This is a genomic window from Burkholderia sp. DN3021 (genome assembly GCF_049805555.1).
GTDB lineage: Bacteria > Pseudomonadota > Gammaproteobacteria > Burkholderiales > Burkholderiaceae > Burkholderia > Burkholderia pyrrocinia_C.
The window spans coordinates 1-15,146 of the sequence record NZ_JBNCAB010000123.1 but is presented as its reverse complement, the minus strand read 5'-3'; the positions used below and the strand labels follow the sequence as shown (position 1 = coordinate 15,146).

General features: G+C 67.7%; 14 protein-coding genes. 10 read left to right on the top strand and 4 right to left on the bottom strand.

Features of this window, described 5'->3' with window-relative positions:
- Nucleotides 1–327 precede the first annotated feature (327 nt).
- From queA to ACPUER_RS33835, 6 genes are all read left to right on the top strand, one after another.
- The gene (gene queA / locus ACPUER_RS33860) at nt 328–1,395 is read left to right on the top strand and encodes a tRNA preQ1(34) S-adenosylmethionine ribosyltransferase-isomerase QueA (RefSeq protein WP_425133214.1); all 1,068 of its coding nucleotides are present in this window, start codon (nt 328–330) and stop codon (nt 1,393–1,395) included.
- 177 nt (nt 1,396–1,572) lie between these two features.
- Nucleotides 1,573–2,760, top strand: a complete 1,188-nt coding sequence (tgt, locus tag ACPUER_RS33855; protein WP_310138190.1) for a tRNA guanosine(34) transglycosylase Tgt — start codon at nt 1,573–1,575, stop codon at nt 2,758–2,760.
- Nucleotides 2,761–2,993: 233 nt separating this feature from the next.
- Nucleotides 2,994–3,317: a preprotein translocase subunit YajC gene (yajC, locus tag ACPUER_RS33850; protein ID WP_174382411.1), complete on the top strand. Its 324-nt coding sequence runs from the start codon at nt 2,994–2,996 to the stop codon at nt 3,315–3,317.
- 106 nt (nt 3,318–3,423) lie between these two features.
- Complete coding sequence (secD, locus tag ACPUER_RS33845; protein WP_425133213.1) at nt 3,424–5,445, top strand: protein translocase subunit SecD; 2,022 nt, start codon at nt 3,424–3,426, stop codon at nt 5,443–5,445.
- 18 nt (nt 5,446–5,463) lie between these two features.
- Entirely contained in the window at nt 5,464–6,414 is a 951-nt protein-coding gene (gene secF, locus ACPUER_RS33840) for a protein translocase subunit SecF (protein WP_059236052.1), read from the top strand.
- Between the two features lie 218 nt (nt 6,415–6,632).
- A complete protein-coding gene (locus tag ACPUER_RS33835; RefSeq protein WP_425133212.1) occupies nt 6,633–8,150 on the top strand; it encodes a S41 family peptidase in 1,518 nt (505 codons plus the stop codon).
- A gap of 19 nt (nt 8,151–8,169) precedes the next feature.
- Here the strand turns inward: ACPUER_RS33835 and ACPUER_RS33830 are convergent, their stop codons facing one another.
- The 4 genes from ACPUER_RS33830 to ACPUER_RS33815 all read right to left on the bottom strand — a co-directional run bounded on the left by ACPUER_RS33830 (nt 8,170) and on the right by ACPUER_RS33815 (nt 11,380).
- Nucleotides 8,170–9,447, bottom strand: coding sequence for an MFS transporter (locus ACPUER_RS33830; protein ID WP_175963057.1), 1,278 nt, complete (start codon nt 9,445–9,447; stop codon nt 8,170–8,172).
- Nucleotides 9,448–9,604: 157 nt separating this feature from the next.
- A complete protein-coding gene (locus ACPUER_RS33825; protein WP_072436293.1) occupies nt 9,605–10,186 on the bottom strand; it encodes a YceI family protein in 582 nt (193 codons plus the stop codon).
- A 64-nt stretch (nt 10,187–10,250) separates the two neighbouring features.
- Nucleotides 10,251–10,811, bottom strand: coding sequence for a YceI family protein (locus ACPUER_RS33820; RefSeq protein WP_072436439.1), 561 nt, complete (start codon nt 10,809–10,811; stop codon nt 10,251–10,253).
- Nucleotides 10,812–10,819: 8 nt separating this feature from the next.
- Nucleotides 10,820–11,380, bottom strand: coding sequence for a cytochrome b (locus tag ACPUER_RS33815; RefSeq protein ID WP_072436294.1), 561 nt, complete (start codon nt 11,378–11,380; stop codon nt 10,820–10,822).
- Nucleotides 11,381–11,637: 257 nt separating this feature from the next.
- On the opposite strand from ACPUER_RS33815, the gene ACPUER_RS33810 reads away from it, so the two are divergent.
- The 4 genes from ACPUER_RS33810 to ACPUER_RS33795 form a co-directional block, all read left to right on the top strand.
- Nucleotides 11,638–12,312, top strand: a complete 675-nt coding sequence (locus tag ACPUER_RS33810; RefSeq protein ID WP_175963058.1) for a paraquat-inducible protein A — start codon at nt 11,638–11,640, stop codon at nt 12,310–12,312.
- Nucleotides 12,309–12,938 carry a paraquat-inducible protein A gene (locus tag ACPUER_RS33805; protein WP_175963059.1) on the top strand — a complete coding sequence of 210 codons (630 nt, stop codon included), beginning with the start codon at nt 12,309–12,311 and terminating at the stop codon, nt 12,936–12,938. The genes ACPUER_RS33810 and ACPUER_RS33805 overlap by 4 nt, the downstream gene beginning before the upstream one ends.
- Nucleotides 12,931–14,550, top strand: a complete 1,620-nt coding sequence (locus ACPUER_RS33800; protein ID WP_175963060.1) for an intermembrane transport protein PqiB — start codon at nt 12,931–12,933, stop codon at nt 14,548–14,550. Before ACPUER_RS33805 ends, ACPUER_RS33800 begins: the two co-directional genes overlap by 8 nt.
- Nucleotides 14,547–15,146, top strand: a 600-nt coding sequence (locus ACPUER_RS33795; protein WP_425133211.1) for a PqiC family protein, incomplete at its 3' end; no start/stop codon positions are given. The genes ACPUER_RS33800 and ACPUER_RS33795, both read left to right, overlap by 4 nt.

Here is a 15,146-nt window from a genome sequence, read left to right as displayed (position 1 = left end):
GCTTCGGGCCGGCCCGGCGCGGCGCGGCGCGCGGTGGCTCGGCAGGCTCCTGCGCGTCACGCTCCGCCGCGCGATGCGCGGGCAACGCGACATCCTCCGTGTCGAACGGATCGGCGGAATCGGCAACGGCGGCGGTGGAACGGCGTGGTGACACTGGCATCGGATCGTCTGGGTGCTTCGCAAGGCAAGTACAATAGCGGCTTTCACGTCGTCCGAACGAACGACGCCGGCCAGGCCGCGCATCCCGTCATCATAGCGGCTCGCGCGCCCCATTTACGCGTTTCCGCCCTGCCGGCGACGCCCGCCGGCCGCTTCGAACCAGCCCGCATGTTCACGCTTTCCGATTTCGATTTCAATCTGCCGCCCGAGCTGATTGCGCAAACCGCGCTGCCCGACCGCACCGCGAGCCGCCTGCTCGAGGTCGACCGCACCGTCGAGCCCGCGCGCCTCGTCGACCGCCGTTTCGCCGAGCTGCCGTCGTGCATCGCGCCCGGCGACCTGCTCGTCTTCAACGATACCAGGGTGCTGAAGGCGCGTTTCTTCGGCCAGAAGGCCAGCGGCGGCAAGATCGAGGTGCTGATCGAGCGCGTGACGGGCACGCACACGGCGCTCGCGCAGATCCGCGCGAGCAAGTCGCCGGGCGCCGGCACGACGCTGCGCCTTGCCGATGCGTTCGACGTGACCGTCGGCGAGCGCGTCGAGCCGTTCTTCACGCTGCACTTCCCCGAGCCGTGCCTCGCGCTGATCGAGCAGTACGGCCGCCTGCCGCTGCCGCCGTATATCGAGCACGATCCCGACGCGACCGACGAAACGCGCTACCAGACCGTCTACGCGAGCAATCCGGGCGCGGTCGCTGCGCCGACGGCCGGGCTGCACTTCGACCAGCCGCTGCTCGAGAAGCTCGACGCGATGGGCGTCGAGCGCGCGACGCTGACGCTGCACGTCGGCGCCGGCACGTTCCAGCCGGTGCGCGTCGACAACATCGCCGAGCACAGGATGCACAGCGAGTGGTACGACCTGCCGCAGTCGCTCGTCGACAAGATCGCCGCGACCCGCGCGCGCGGCGGCAACGTGATCGCGGTCGGCACGACGTCGATGCGCGCGCTCGAAGCCGCCGCGCGCGCGGCCGACGAAGCGGGCCGCCCGCTCGCGGCGACGCAGGCCGAAACCGACATCTTCATCACGCCCGGCTATCGTTTTCGCGTGGTCGACCGGCTCGTCACGAACTTCCACCTGCCGAAGTCGACACTGCTGATGCTGGTGTCCGCGTTCGCGGGTGTCGAGACGATCCGCGCCGCGTACCGGCACGCGATCGACCAGCGCTACCGCTTCTTCAGCTACGGCGACGCGATGCTGCTCACGCGGCGCGACACGCCGGAGGCGCCGCAAGCATAAGCGCGACGGGCGCGACGGTCCCGCACCGCATGCCCGTCGCCCCCGTTACTATCTTCACGCCCCGATTTCCCGCTGGGCGCGCCACGCTGGCCCGCACCCGCCTTTTCCGCCGCCGGGCACCCGGCGGCCTGTCCAACATGCGCCGGACTGTTTTCCGGTGGCAAGGAGAATGACGCGATGACCGAAGGTTCATCCCACGATACGCACGCGCCCGCGCAGGAGCGCCCGGCCAACGGGCTCGAATTCGAACTGCTGACGACCGACGGCCACGCGCGCCGCGGCCGCGTGAAGCTCAACCACGGCGTGGTCGAAACGCCGATCTTCATGCCGGTCGGCACGTACGGCACCGTGAAGGCGATCCAGCCGCGCGAGCTGCACGAGATCAACGCCCAGATCATCCTCGGCAACACGTTCCACCTGTGGCTGCGCCCGGGCCTCGACACGATCGACGCGCATGGCGGCCTGCATGGCTTCATGGGCTGGAACAAGCCGATCCTGACCGACTCGGGCGGCTTCCAGGTGTTCTCGCTCGGCGACCTGCGCAAGATCACCGAGGACGGCGTCACGTTCGCGTCGCCGATCAACGGCGACAAGCTGTTCCTGTCGCCGGAAGTGTCGATGCAGATCCAGAAGGTGCTGAACTCCGACGTCGTGATGCAGTTCGACGAATGCACGCCGTACGCGACCGACGGCGTGCCGACCACGCACAAGGAAGCGGCCGAATCGATGCGCATGTCGCTGCGCTGGGCGAAGCGCTCGCTCGACGAGTTCGACCGGCTCGGCAACCCGAATGCGCTGTTCGGGATCGTCCAGGGCGGGATGTTCGAGGACCTGCGCGACGAATCGCTCGCGGGCCTGTCGGAACTCGGCTTCCACGGCCTCGCGATCGGCGGGCTGTCGGTCGGCGAGCCGAAGGAAGACATGATGCGCGTGCTGCGGCACGTGGGCCCGAAGCTGCCGGCCAACAAGCCGCACTACCTGATGGGCGTCGGCACGCCGGAGGACCTGGTCGAGGGCGTCGCCAACGGCATCGACATGTTCGACTGCGTGATGCCGACCCGCAACGCGCGCAACGGCTGGCTGTTCACGCGCTTCGGCGACGTGAAGATCCGCAACGCGACGCACAAGAACTCGCTGAAGCCGCTCGATGCAAGCTGCGCGTGCTACACGTGCCGGAACTTCTCGCGCGGCTACCTGCATCACCTGCACCGCGTCGGCGAAATCCTCGGCGCGCAGCTCAACACGATCCACAACCTGCACTACTACCTGCAGCTGATGAGCGAGATCCGCGACGCGATCGAGACCCATACGTTCGACGCGTTCCGCCAGCGCTTCGCGGAGGACCGCGCCAGAGGCGTCGACTGACGGGCCGACGGGCCGCGCGGCGGTTCGTCACATAGGACGTGTACTAAATAACGCGCTCCAACTGCCGGACCCGACCGCCAAATATTACAATTGCCTTTCCAAACAAGTCGCAATGGTGCCGGTTCGCGCTTTAACAGCTTGATCCGAAAGCGCATTTGCTGCGCCGTTTGCGCATGGGGCCGGTGGTAGAATAACCGGCTTATTTTTCGATCTTCCCCTACGGAGAGACCAACGTGCCGTTCATTTCCAATGCCTTCGCTCAAGGTGCCGGTGGCGCCGAATCGAGCCTGATGAGCTTCCTGCCGCTCATCCTGATGTTCGGCGTGCTCTACTTCATCATGATCCGTCCGCAGATGAAGCGTCAGAAGGAGCACCGCAACATGCTCGCGGCCATGGCCAAGGGCGACGAAGTCGTCACGAGCGGCGGCGTCGTCGGCAAGGTGACGAAGGTCACCGAAGGCTACATCGGCATCGAGATCGCCGAAGGTACTGAAATCACCGTGCAGAAGGCTGCGGTCACGACCATTCTGCCGAAGGGCACGATCAAGTCGCTGTAAGCCCTTCACCGAGCGTCCGGCTCCCCGCGCCGTGCCCGCCTGAGAGAGCGGGCCGCCGCGGCGCCGGACGCGACGCTTTCACGCCAACCACCCGTTCGGCCCCCTCATGAATCGTTATCCACTCTGGAAATATGTCGTGATGGTCGTGGCGCTCGCCATCGGCCTTCTGTACACATTGCCCAACTTCTTCGGCGAAGCGCCGGCGGTGCAGGTGTCGAGCGGCAAGGCCACGGTCAAGCTCGACTCGACCACGCTGACCCAGGTCGAATCGGCGCTCGCATCCGCGCAGATCACGCCGGACGACGTCACCTTCGAGAACACGGCGACCAACGCGAACATCCGCGTGCGCCTGAAGGACACCGATACGCAGCTGCGCGTCAAGGACCTGCTGCAGAAGTCGCTGAACGCCGACCCGAACGATCCGCAGTACGTCGTCGCACTGAACCTGCAGAGCGCGTCGCCGCGCTGGCTGACTGCCCTGCACGCGCTGCCGATGTATCTCGGCCTCGACCTGCGCGGCGGTGTCCACTTCCTGCTCCAGGTCGACATGACGGGCGCGCTCACGAAGAAGCTCGACTCCGACGCATCCGACGCGCGCTCGCTGCTGCGCGACAAGAACATCCGCGACGGCGGCGTGAGCCGCGTCGACCAGTCCGTCGTCGTCAATTTCAGCGATGCGCAGACCGCGGAAGACGCCCGCAAGGTGCTCGCACAGTCGATCACCGAACTGCAATGGGCGACCCAGCCCGGCGGCGGCGGCACGCAGGTCGTCGGCACGTTCACGCCGGCCGTGCAGAAGTCCGTCGAGGACGCCGCGCTCAAGCAGAACCTGACGACGCTCCACAACCGCGTGAACGAACTCGGCGTGTCGGAACCGATCCTGCAGCAGCAAGGCAGCGACCGTATCGTCGTCGAGCTGCCGGGCGTGCAGGACACCGCGAAGGCGAAGGACATCATCGGCCGCACCGCGACGCTCGAGGCACGCCTCGCCGACCCGATCAACACGCACCCGAACCCGAACGACCCGGTGCCTCCCGGCGAGGAGCTGTTCACGCAGGGCATCCAGGCGCCCGTGCTGCTGAAGAAGGACGTGATCTTCACCGGCGACCGCATCATCGATGCATCGGCCGGCTTCGACGAACACCAGCGTCCGTCGGTCAACATCCGCCTCGACTCGGCCGGCGGCCGCGCGGTGCGCACGGTGTCGCGCGACAACATCGGCAAGCCGATGGCGATGGTGCTGTTCGAGAAGGGCAAGGGCGAGGTGCTGACGGTCGCGACGATCCAGTCCGAACTCGGCGACCGCTTCCAGATCACGGGCCAGCCGACGCCGCAGGCCGCGGCCGACCTCGCGCTGCTGCTGCGCGCCGGTTCGCTCGCCGCACCGATGGACATCATCGAGGAACGCACGATCGGCCCGAGCCTCGGCGCCGACAACATCAAGATGGGCGTCCACTCGGTGATCTGGGGCTTCTGCGCGATCGCCGTGTTCATGATCGCGTACTACATGCTGTTCGGCGTGGTCTCGGTGATCGGCCTGTCGGTCAACCTGCTGCTGCTCGTCGCCGTGCTGTCGCTGATGCAGGCGACGCTGACGCTGCCCGGTATCGCCGCAATCGCGCTTGCGCTCGGCATGGCGATCGACTCGAACGTGCTGATCAACGAGCGCGTGCGTGAAGAACTGCGTGCGGGCCAGCCGCCGCAGCTCGCGATCCAGGCCGGCTACGCGCATGCGTGGGCGACGATTCTCGACTCGAACGTCACGACGCTGATCGCCGGCCTCGCGCTGCTCGCGTTCGGCTCGGGCCCGGTTCGCGCATTCGCGATCGTGCACTGCCTCGGTATCCTGACGTCGATGTTCTCCGCGGTGTTCTTCTCGCGCGGGATCGTCAACCTCTGGTACGGCGGCCGCAAGAAGCTGAAGTCGCTCGCGATCGGCCAGGTGTGGAGGCCGGAAGGCGCGGCGGCCCCCGCGTCGTTCACCGACGCGGACGAATCGACCGACACCGCGCGCGCCGCGAAGCTCGCCGCCCCCGCGAAGGGCAACGCGCCGCGCACCGGCAAGCCGCAACTGCGCAACCGCGCGCAGCAAGGCGTGTCGCCGAAGAAACCGGGCTCGACCCAATAAGGCCCCGGAGACGAGACCATGGAATTTTTCCGCATCCGTAAAGACATTCCGTTCATGCGGCACGCGCTGGTGTTCAACGTGATCTCGCTGGTCACGTTCCTCGCCGCCGTGTTCTTCCTGTTCCACCGCGGGCTGCACCTGTCCGTCGAATTCACCGGCGGTACGGTGATCGAGGTGCAGTACCAGCAGGCCGCGGAACTCGAACCGGTGCGCGCGACGCTCGGCAAGCTCGGCTACGCCGACGCGCAGGTGCAGAACTTCGGCACGTCGCGCAACGTGCTGATCCGGCTGCAGTTGAAGGAAGGCCTCACGTCCGCGCAGCAGAGCGACCAGGTGATGGGCGCGCTGAAGGCGCAGAACCCGGACGTCACGCTGCAGCGTGTCGAGTTCGTCGGCCCGCAGGTCGGCCGGGAGCTCGCGACCGACGGCCTGCTCGCGCTCGCGTGCGTCGTGATCGGCATCGTGATCTACCTGTCGTTCCGCTTCGAATGGAAGTACGCGGTCGCCGGCATCATCGCCAACCTGCACGACGTCGTGATCATTCTCGGCTTCTTCGCGTTCTTCCAGTGGGAGTTCTCGCTGGCGGTGCTCGCGGCGATCCTCGCGGTGCTCGGCTACTCGGTCAACGAGTCGGTCGTCATCTTCGACCGGATCCGCGAGACGTTCCGCCGCGAACGCAAGATGAGCGTGCAGGAAGTGATCAACCACGCGATCACGACCACGATGTCGCGGACGATCATCACGCACACGTCGACGGAAATGATGGTGCTGTCGATGTTCTTCTTCGGCGGCCCGACGCTGCACTACTTCGCGCTCGCGCTGACGGTCGGCATCATGTTCGGCATCTACTCGTCGGTGTTCGTCGCGGGCTCGCTCGCGATGTGGCTCGGCATCAAGCGCGAAGACCTGATCAAGGACAAGAAGACCGCGCACGATCCGGACGATCCGAACGCGGGCGCGCAGGTTTAAGCGCCGCGCCGTTTCGGCAAACGCAAGAAGGCCGGTCCTGTTGGACCGGCCTTTTTTCATGCGAGGGCCGCCGCCGTGCGGCGTGCGGCCAGCCAGGCAGGCGCCGCCACGGGCGTCGGCTACAATCGTCACCGCCCTGCCCCGCTGCATGCCGGCCACTCGCCGGCGTGCAAGCACCCTCGCCCCCGTCCGAACATGCGGTCCCGATGATGCCTCCGATGTGTGTCGTTCGTCGCCTCGCCGGCTGCGCAGCCGTCGCGGCCGTGCTGCTGCCGTGTGCGTCGTCCGTCGGTGCGCAGCCGGCGTCCGCCCCGCCCGCCGCTGCGCCTCCCGCCGCCCGACCGCCGTCACCCTGCCCGCCCGACTGGGAGCCGCAGATCTGCGAACTGAAGGCCGCCGTCGAAGTGCTGAAGAAGCAGCACCTGACCGACGTCGACATCGGCGCGCTGCTCGACGCCGCGACCCACGACGGGATCAAGACGCTGCCGTACGCACGCTTCTTCAACGCGAAGGAGCGACAGGAGCAGCTCGACGACGAGCGGCGCGCCCGCGACGGCACGCCGGGCATCGGGATCGTCTTCGAGACGCGGCCCGACGGGCTGCATATCATCGACGTGATTCCCGACGCACCGGCCGAGAAGGCCGGCGTGCGTCCCGACGATCTCGTCGTCGCGATGAACGACAGGAGCGTCGTCGGCATCGACAGCAGCGAGCTCGTGAAACTCGCGAAGGGCGATGCGGGCATCCCGCTGAAGCTCACGGTGCAGCGCGGCCCGAACCATGCGGCGCTGAGCTTCGCGCCCGTGCGCGCGATCGTCAGGCCGCATCCGGCGATCGCGAAGCGGCTCGACGGCGACATCCTGTACACACGGCTGTCGAGCTTTCCGGAGCCGGCGGTCGGCGACTTCATCGACGCGGTGCAGGCCGCGCGCCGCGCGGGCCCGCCGGTGAAAGGGATGATTCTCGACCTGCGCATCAACGGCGGCGGCGCGCTCAATGCGGCGATCGGCATCGCCGCGCTGTTCGCCGGACGCGACCGCACCGCGATGGTGACGGTCGAGCGCGGCGACACCCACCGCCGCCGCTTCTCGACCAACTGGCCCGACTACGAACTGCCGGTGATGCACGGGCAGGATCCGCTTGCGCCGCTGCAGGCCGACGACTGGTGGCGCACCGTGCCGCTCGTCGTGCTCGTCGACGGACAGAGCGCGTCGGCCGCCGAGGCAGCCGCGGCGGCGCTGAAGGATCTCGGCCGCGCAAAGCTGCTCGGCATGCCGACCTACGGGAAGGGGCTCGCGCAGACCGGCGTCGACCTGATCGACGGCACGCGCCTGAATTGCACGTTCGCGCGCAACCTGCGGCCGAACGGCTGCCCGATGGACGGCTACGGCGTCGTGCCGGACTGGCTCGTGCCGCCGCGCCGCGACTCGGACGTCGACGGCGTGCTGCTGTGGTACCGGGAGGTCGATCTCTCGCGCGCGCCGTATGCGGACCGGCTGGCGCCCGACCCGTTCGCGCCCCTGCGCAAGGAACGGCAGAAGCTGCGCGAAGCGCGCGTGCGCGCGAAGGTCGATACGTCGAAGAGCGCGGCGCTGCCGCAGCGCGCATTCGGCACCGCCGACGACTGGCAGTTGCAGCAGGCGCTCGCCGCGCTCGCGGGGCGCCCCGTGCGGACCGTCGACGCGCCGGCGCAACTGATGCCCGCGCAGCCCGTGTGCGAACGCGGCGGCAACTGACGCGCCGCCGCCCGCCCCGCTACCGGAAGCCGAATCGCCGGCGCAGCACGACCAGCGCCGCGAGGCTCAGCACGGCCGCGAACATCAGGTAGAAGCTCGGCGCGGTCTTCATCCCGGTCGCGCGGATCAGCCACGCGATGATGAACGGCCCGAAGCCGCCGAAGATCGTCACCGCGACGTTATACGCGAGCGACATCCCGGTCGTGCGCGTCTGCACCGGAAACACCTCGGACAGCAGGCCCGGCAGCGCCGCGAAGTAGCCCGTCATCAGGAATGCGAGCAGCACCTGCAGCGCGATCAGCGTGCCGAAGCCCGGATGCGCGACCAGATACGCGAAGGCCGGATAGATCAGCACGAGGATGCCGATAGCCGGCGCGATCATCACGCGCACGCGGCCGTAACGGTCCGACCAGTGGCCGACGAGCGGCGCGAACGCCATCTGGATCACGCCGACGACGAGGATCGCCGCGAACGCGGCGGACGGTGCGAGGCCGAGCTGCTTCACGCCGTAGGTCGGCATGAACAGCACGAGATAGGTTGCGACGGTGCCGAGCACGACCACGCCCATCGCGGCGACCAGACGCGCCTTGTGCGATGCGAACGTGTCGCGCAGCGGGTTCGCGGTGCCCTCGGCCGCGAGGAATTCGGGCGTCTCGTCGACCTTGGTGCGGATGTAGTACGCGACGGGCCCGAGCAGCAGGCCGAAGAAGAACGGCACGCGCCAGCCCCACGAAGCCATCTGCGCGGCCGAGAGCTGTGCGTTCAGCACGGTGCCGAAGCCGGCGGCGAGCAGCGTCGTGAGCCCCTGGCTCGCGACCTGCCAGCTCGCGAAGAAACCGCGCCGGCCCGGCACGTGTTCGGCGAGGAACGCGGTCGCGCTGCCGAACTCGCCGCCGGCCGAGAAGCCCTGCATCAGCCGCGCGGCGACGAGGATCACCGGCGCGGCGACGCCGATCGTCCCGTAGGTCGGCAGCACCGCGATGATCAGCGTGCCGACCATCATCAGCAGGATCGACAGCGTGAGCGCGGCCTTGCGGCCCGCGCGGTCGGCATACGCGCCGAGCACGATCGCGCCGAGCGGCCGCATGAAGAACGACACGCCGAACGTGCCGAGCGTGAGCAGCAGCGACACGGTGTCGTTGCCGGACGGAAAGAACAGCGTCGAGATCGTCACCGCGAAGAAGCCGTAGACGACGAGATCGAACCACTCGAGCGCGTTGCCGATCGACGCGGCGACCACCGCGCGCCACACGCGCGGCGACGAGGCAATGGAACGGGACTGCGTGGCGGCATGCATCGGCGATCTCCTTGTCGTTGTACGTTCTGTTCGAGGCGGCCGCGGCCGCGCTCGGGCGATTATAGGCGCGCAAAAAAATACCGCCGCGCTCCCGGCAACGGGAACGCGGCGGTTGGCACGCGACGGGCCGGCGCGGCGGCAGGCCCGACCGGCGGCGTTACTGCTGCTTGACGGCTTCGGCCGTGATCAGCAGCTTCGTCTTCATCTTGAAGCCGTACTGCTTGCCGTAGTCGAGGCCGAAATCGTCGCGGCTGAACTCGCCGATCGCGTCGACGCCGCACACTTCACGCTTGAGCATCGGGTGCGGCATGCACTTGAACGAATCGATCTTCAGCGTCAGCGGCTTCGTGACGCCATGCAGCGTCAGGTTGCCGACCACCGACACCGGCTTGTCGCCGTCGAACTTGATGGCGCCCTTGTAGGTCGCTTCCGGGTACTTCGATGCGTCGAAGAACTCGGCCGTCTGCAGGTGCTCGTCGAGCTTCGTGCTGCCCGTGCTGATCGAGCCGATCTCGGTCGTCACGTCGACCGTGCCGGTCTTCGCCGCGCGATCGAGCGTCACCGAGCCCTTCGACTTGTCAAACTTGCCGCGCCAGACCGACAGGCCGCCGAAGTGGTCGGCCTCGAAGCTCGGGTACGTGTGGCTCGGGTCGAACTGGTACGTCGCGCTGTCGGCGAATGCCGAGAACGACAGCGAAGCGGCCAGTGCGCCGGCGGCGATCATCAGATGCTTTTTCAACTCATTCTCCTTGGAACGGCGCCGCGCCCTCGCGCGGCATTCGGGTGATGCGACAGGCCGCCGCTTACTTCGTGGCGACCAGATGGAACTTGATCTGCACTTCGTCCGCGACGATCGACGTGTCCTTCCACTCGCCGGTGCCGACGTTGAACGCCGAACGCTTGATCGGCAGGACGCCGTCGAAGGTCTGCGTCGCGCCGCTCTGCGTGACCGTGACGGGCACGGTGACGGCCTCGGACTTGCCCTTGATCGTCAGCTTGCCGGTCACGTTGTACTTGTTGCCGCCGGCCGGCGCGATCGCCGACGACACGAACGTCGCCTGCGGATACGTCTTCGCATCGAACCAGTCCTTGCCGGCAACCTGGTCGTTGTACATCTTGTCGCCGAGGTCATAACTCGCGACGTCGATCGTCATTTGCGCGCTGCCCTGCGCGGCCTTCGCCGGATCGAACTTCACCTGCGCGGAAAACTTCTTGAACGCGCCCTCGGTCGGCACGTTCATCTGCTTCGACACGGCGGACACCTTGCTCTTCGCGAGATCGACATCGGCGAGCGCCGCGCCCGACGCGACAAGTGACACCGCGGCGAACGCGGTCAGCATGGAGCGGGAGAAAGACACTTTCATGGAATCCTTCATTTGGCAAAGGGAAGCATCCGCGACAGCAGGCCGTCGCGGTCCAACAACTGGTGCTTGAGCGCCGCGAGCACGTGCAGCGAGACGAGCGCAAGCAGAATGTAATTCAAAGACACGTGGAGCGTCTTGAAGGTTTCCTTGAGCACCGGATCGGGATCGATCAGCCGCGGCAGCGGCACGATGCCGAGGTACACGACCGGGATGTTCGACGCCGAGCTGTACAGGTAGCCCGTGATCGGAATCACCAGCATCAGCACGTACAGCAGGATGTGCACGCCGTGCGACGCCGCACGCTGCCACGCCGGCGTGCCGCCCGGCAGCGGCGGCGGCACGTGCGTCGCGCGCCACAGCACGCGCACCACGGCCAGCGCGAACACCGTCACGCCGAGCCACTTGTGCCACGAGAAGTACTTCAGCTTCGTCGGCGTGAAGCCGGGGATGTCCGTCATCACCCAGCCCAGTGCGAAGGCGCAGACGATCAGCAGCGCGATCAGCCAGTGCAGCGCGATCGCGCTCTGCGTATAGCGTACCGGCCTGGCCGGCAGCGAATTCGATACCATCTTGGATTCCTCGGTTCAGCGAACAGCCGCGCCGGCCATGAGTCCGACGCTTGTCAAGGGCGCCATGCTACCGCAACCTTTGGACCTGCGCGGACTCTGAGGACAGGCGTGTCAGCCTGCTGCCCGCTTCCCGTCATGTTACCGATCGGTCACTGAACACACGATCGTTGACACCGCGAAAAAGGCGTTTTGGTAAGATTGGCGCGGGTTCCGGCCCCGTCGACGCGTTCTCCCGCCGTCGCGCAACCGCTTTTTCCATGCAACGAAACGACCTGATTGCCTGTCACGAGTGCGACGCACTGTTGCACAAACCGCGCCTCGGCCGCCGCGAAATCGCGCGCTGTCCGCGCTGCGGCGCACTGCTCTATCGCGACAGCACCACGCAGATCGAGCGGATCTGCGCGCTCGCGCTCGCGGCGCTGATCACGTTCACGATCGCGCAGGCGTTCCCGATCCTCGAAATGGACGTGAACGGCAACCGCGTGCAGACGACGCTGATCGGCGCGATCGACTCGCTGTGGCGCCAGGACATGGCGGTCGTTGGCGTGATGGTGTTCTGCTCGACCGTGCTGTTCCCGCTCGTCGAGATGGCCGCGCTGCTGTACCTGCTGCTGCCGATCCGACGCGGCGTCGTGCCGCCCGGTTTCAACCTGGTGCTGCGCGCGATCGAGCTCGTGCGGCCATGGGGCATGATCGAGGTGTTCATGCTCGGGATCGTCGTGACGATCGTGAAGATGGTGAGCCTCGCACGTGTCGTTCCCGATGCCGCGCTGTTCGCGTTCGCCGCGCTCACGCTGATGATCGCCGTCGTGCTGATGTTCGATCCGCGCACGTTGTGGGACATCGCCGACGACCTGCGCGCCGGGCGCCCACCTGGACAGCCGGAGCCGCCCGACACCGCCGCGCCGCCGCCCGAGGCCGCCCGCCGATGACGACGCCGACCGCCGCCCGCGAGGGCTATGCGAGCTGCCACACGTGCGGACTCGTGCAGACGCTCGACCGGCCGCATGCGCACTGCGCGCGCTGCGGCACCGCGCTGCATTTCCGCATCCCGAACAGCATCATGCGCACGTGGGCGCTGCTGCTCGCGGCCGCGATCCTCTACATTCCGGCGAACCTGCTGCCGATCATGCGCACCGCGTCGATCGTCGGCTCGCAGGAAGACACGATCATGAGCGGCGTCATCTATTTCTGGGTGTCGGGCGACTGGCCGCTCGCCGTCGTCGTGTTCGTCGCGAGCATCCTCGTGCCGATGCTCAAGCTCGGCGTGCTGCTGATCCTCGTGATCAGCGCGCAGCGCCGCTCGCCGTGGCGGCCGCTGCAGCGCACGCACCTGTTCCGGATCGTCGAGCGCATCGGCCGCTGGTCGATGCTCGACATCTTCGTCGTGACGCTCACCGTCGCGCTCGTCCATTTCCGTTCGCTCGCCGTCATCACGGCCGGCCCCGGCGCGATCGCGTTCGGCTCGGTCGTGATCCTGACGATGCTCGCATCGATGCAGTTCGATCCCCGCCTGATCTGGGATCCAGTCGAAACCTCAGGGAATCACCATGAATAGTCCGCAAGGCCCGCAGCACGACCAGCCCCGGCCGCCCGACCCGACGATCTCGACGAAAAGCGGCTGGCTGCCGTCGCTCGTCTGGCTCGTGCCGCTGATCGCCGCGCTGATCGGCATCGGCCTCGTGATCAAGTCCGTGCGCGAGCGCGGCCCGGAAATCACGATCAGCTTCCACAGCGCCGAAGGGCTCGAGCCCGGCAAGACCCAGGTCAAGTACAAGGACGTCGAGATCGGCATGGTCAAGACGATCAAGCTGTCGAAAGACCTGTCGCGCGTGCTCGTCCAGGTGCAGCTCAAGAAGGAAGCCGAGGACTTCGCGGTCAAGGGCTCGCGCTTCTGGATCGTGCGGCCGCGCGTCGGCGCGACCGGCGTGTCGGGGCTCGGCACGCTGCTGTCCGGCGCGTATATCGGCGTCGACGCCGGCCACGGGCAGGATACGCTGACCGACTTCACGGGCCTCGAGACGCCGCCCGCCGTCACGGGCGACCAGAAAGGCACGCAGTACGTGCTGCGCGGCGATTCGCTCGGCTCGGTCGACATCGGCTCGCCCGTCTACTACCGCCGCGTGCAGGTCGGCCAGGTGGTCGGCTTCTCGCTCGACAAGGACGGCACGGGCGTCACGGTCAACGTGTTCGTTACTGCGCCGTACGACCAGTACGTCGGCGTGAATTCGCGCTGGTGGCAGGCCAGCGGCGTCGACCTGCGGCTCGATTCGAGCGGCCTGAAGCTGAACACGCAGTCGCTCGCGACGGTGATCCTCGGCGGCATCGCATTCCAGACGCCGCCGAACCAGGGCAGCGGCACGACGGCGCCGAACAACACGACGTTCCGCCTGGCCTCCGACGAGGGCGACGCGATGCGCGACCCGGACGGCCTGCCGCTGCAGGTCGTGATGAACTTCAACCAGTCGCTGCGCGGGCTCGCCGTCGGCGCGACGGTCGACTTCCGCGGCATCGTGCTCGGCGAAGTAACGAACATCGGCATCGACTACGATCCGAAGACGAAGAACTTCACGATGCCGGTGACGATGAACGTGTATCCGGAGCGCCTCGGCCGCCGCTTCCGCGAAACGATCGAGAGCAAGGGCGAACCGGCCCGCCGCGAGATCGTCGAGCGGCTCGTCCAGCACGGGCTGCGCGGCCAGCTGCGCACCGGCAACCTGCTGACGAGCCAGCTTTACGTCGCGCTCGACTTCTTCCCGAAGGCGCCGGCCGTGAAGATCGACACGGCGCGCCAGCCGCTCGAGCTGCCGACCGTGCCGAACACGCTCGACGAACTGCAGCTGCAGGTCGCCGACATCGCGAAGAAGCTCGACAAGGTGCCGTTCGACCAGATCGGCGCGAACCTGAACAGCGCGCTGTCGAACGCCGACAAGCTGTTCAAGCAGCTCGACACGCAGGTCGCGCCGGAAGCGCGCGACACGCTGTCGGCCGCGAAGCAGACCTTCTCGACCGCCGAAGCGACGCTGCAGCAGGATTCGCCGCTGCAGTCCGACGTGCGCGGCGCGCTGAAGGAGCTCACGCGCACGCTGCAGTCGCTGAACGCGCTCGCCGATTATCTGGAGCGTCACCCCGAATCGCTGCTCAAGGGCAAGCCAGGAGATAAACAATGACGACACGCGTGAACGGTTTCGCGAGCGGCGCGGCGGTGGCCTTCGCCGCACTCGCGCTCGCCGCGTGCAGCTCGCCGCCCGCGCGGTTCTACACGCTCAGCCCGGCCGACGCCGCGGCCCCGGTGCGCACCGCGCCGGCCAACCCGGCGTTCCTGATCGAGGTGCCGTCCGTCGGCGTGCCCGAGCAGGTCGCGAAGAACCAGCTGGTCGTGCAGAAGAACGCCGCGCAGGTCGACGTGCTCGAGCAGGAACGCTGGGCGTCGCCGCCCGCCGACGAGATCCGCCGCGCGCTGTCGGACGATCTCGCCGCGCAGCTCGGCACGATCGACGTCGCGAATTCCGCGTACCCGCCCGGCGTGCCCGTGTATCGCGTCAGCGTGAACGTGCAGCGCTTCGAGTCGTGGCCCGGCAAGCGCGCAGCGGTCGACGCCGTGTGGAGCGTGCGCCCGCTCGGCACGCAGGCCGTGATGACCTGCCGCACGAGCGTCGCTGAACCGGTCGCCGACGGCTACGACGCGCTCGTCGCCGGCCACCGGCGCGCGCTCGACGTGATCGCCACGCAGGCCGCGGCCGGCGTGCGCGCGATGGCCGCAAGC

Bases quoted from the DNA above. Each gene is read 5' to 3' on its own strand.
- secD (WP_425133213.1), top strand. From the start codon at position 3,424: ATGAATCGTTATCCACTCTGGAAATATGTCGTGATGGTCGTGGCGCTC.
- ACPUER_RS33800 (WP_175963060.1), top strand. From the start codon at position 12,931: ATGAATAGTCCGCAAGGCCCGCAGCACGACCAGCCCCGGCCGCCCGAC.
- tgt (WP_310138190.1), top strand. From the start codon at position 1,573: ATGACCGAAGGTTCATCCCACGATACGCACGCGCCCGCGCAGGAGCGC.
- queA (WP_425133214.1), top strand. From the start codon at position 328: ATGTTCACGCTTTCCGATTTCGATTTCAATCTGCCGCCCGAGCTGATT.
- secF (WP_059236052.1), top strand. From the start codon at position 5,464: ATGGAATTTTTCCGCATCCGTAAAGACATTCCGTTCATGCGGCACGCG.
- ACPUER_RS33835 (WP_425133212.1), top strand. From the start codon at position 6,633: ATGTGTGTCGTTCGTCGCCTCGCCGGCTGCGCAGCCGTCGCGGCCGTG.
- ACPUER_RS33820 (WP_072436439.1), bottom strand. From the start codon at position 10,811: ATGAAAGTGTCTTTCTCCCGCTCCATGCTGACCGCGTTCGCCGCGGTG.
- ACPUER_RS33815 (WP_072436294.1), bottom strand. From the start codon at position 11,380: ATGGTATCGAATTCGCTGCCGGCCAGGCCGGTACGCTATACGCAGAGC.
- ACPUER_RS33830 (WP_175963057.1), bottom strand. From the start codon at position 9,447: ATGCATGCCGCCACGCAGTCCCGTTCCATTGCCTCGTCGCCGCGCGTG.
- ACPUER_RS33805 (WP_175963059.1), top strand. From the start codon at position 12,309: ATGACGACGCCGACCGCCGCCCGCGAGGGCTATGCGAGCTGCCACACG.
- ACPUER_RS33810 (WP_175963058.1), top strand. From the start codon at position 11,638: ATGCAACGAAACGACCTGATTGCCTGTCACGAGTGCGACGCACTGTTG.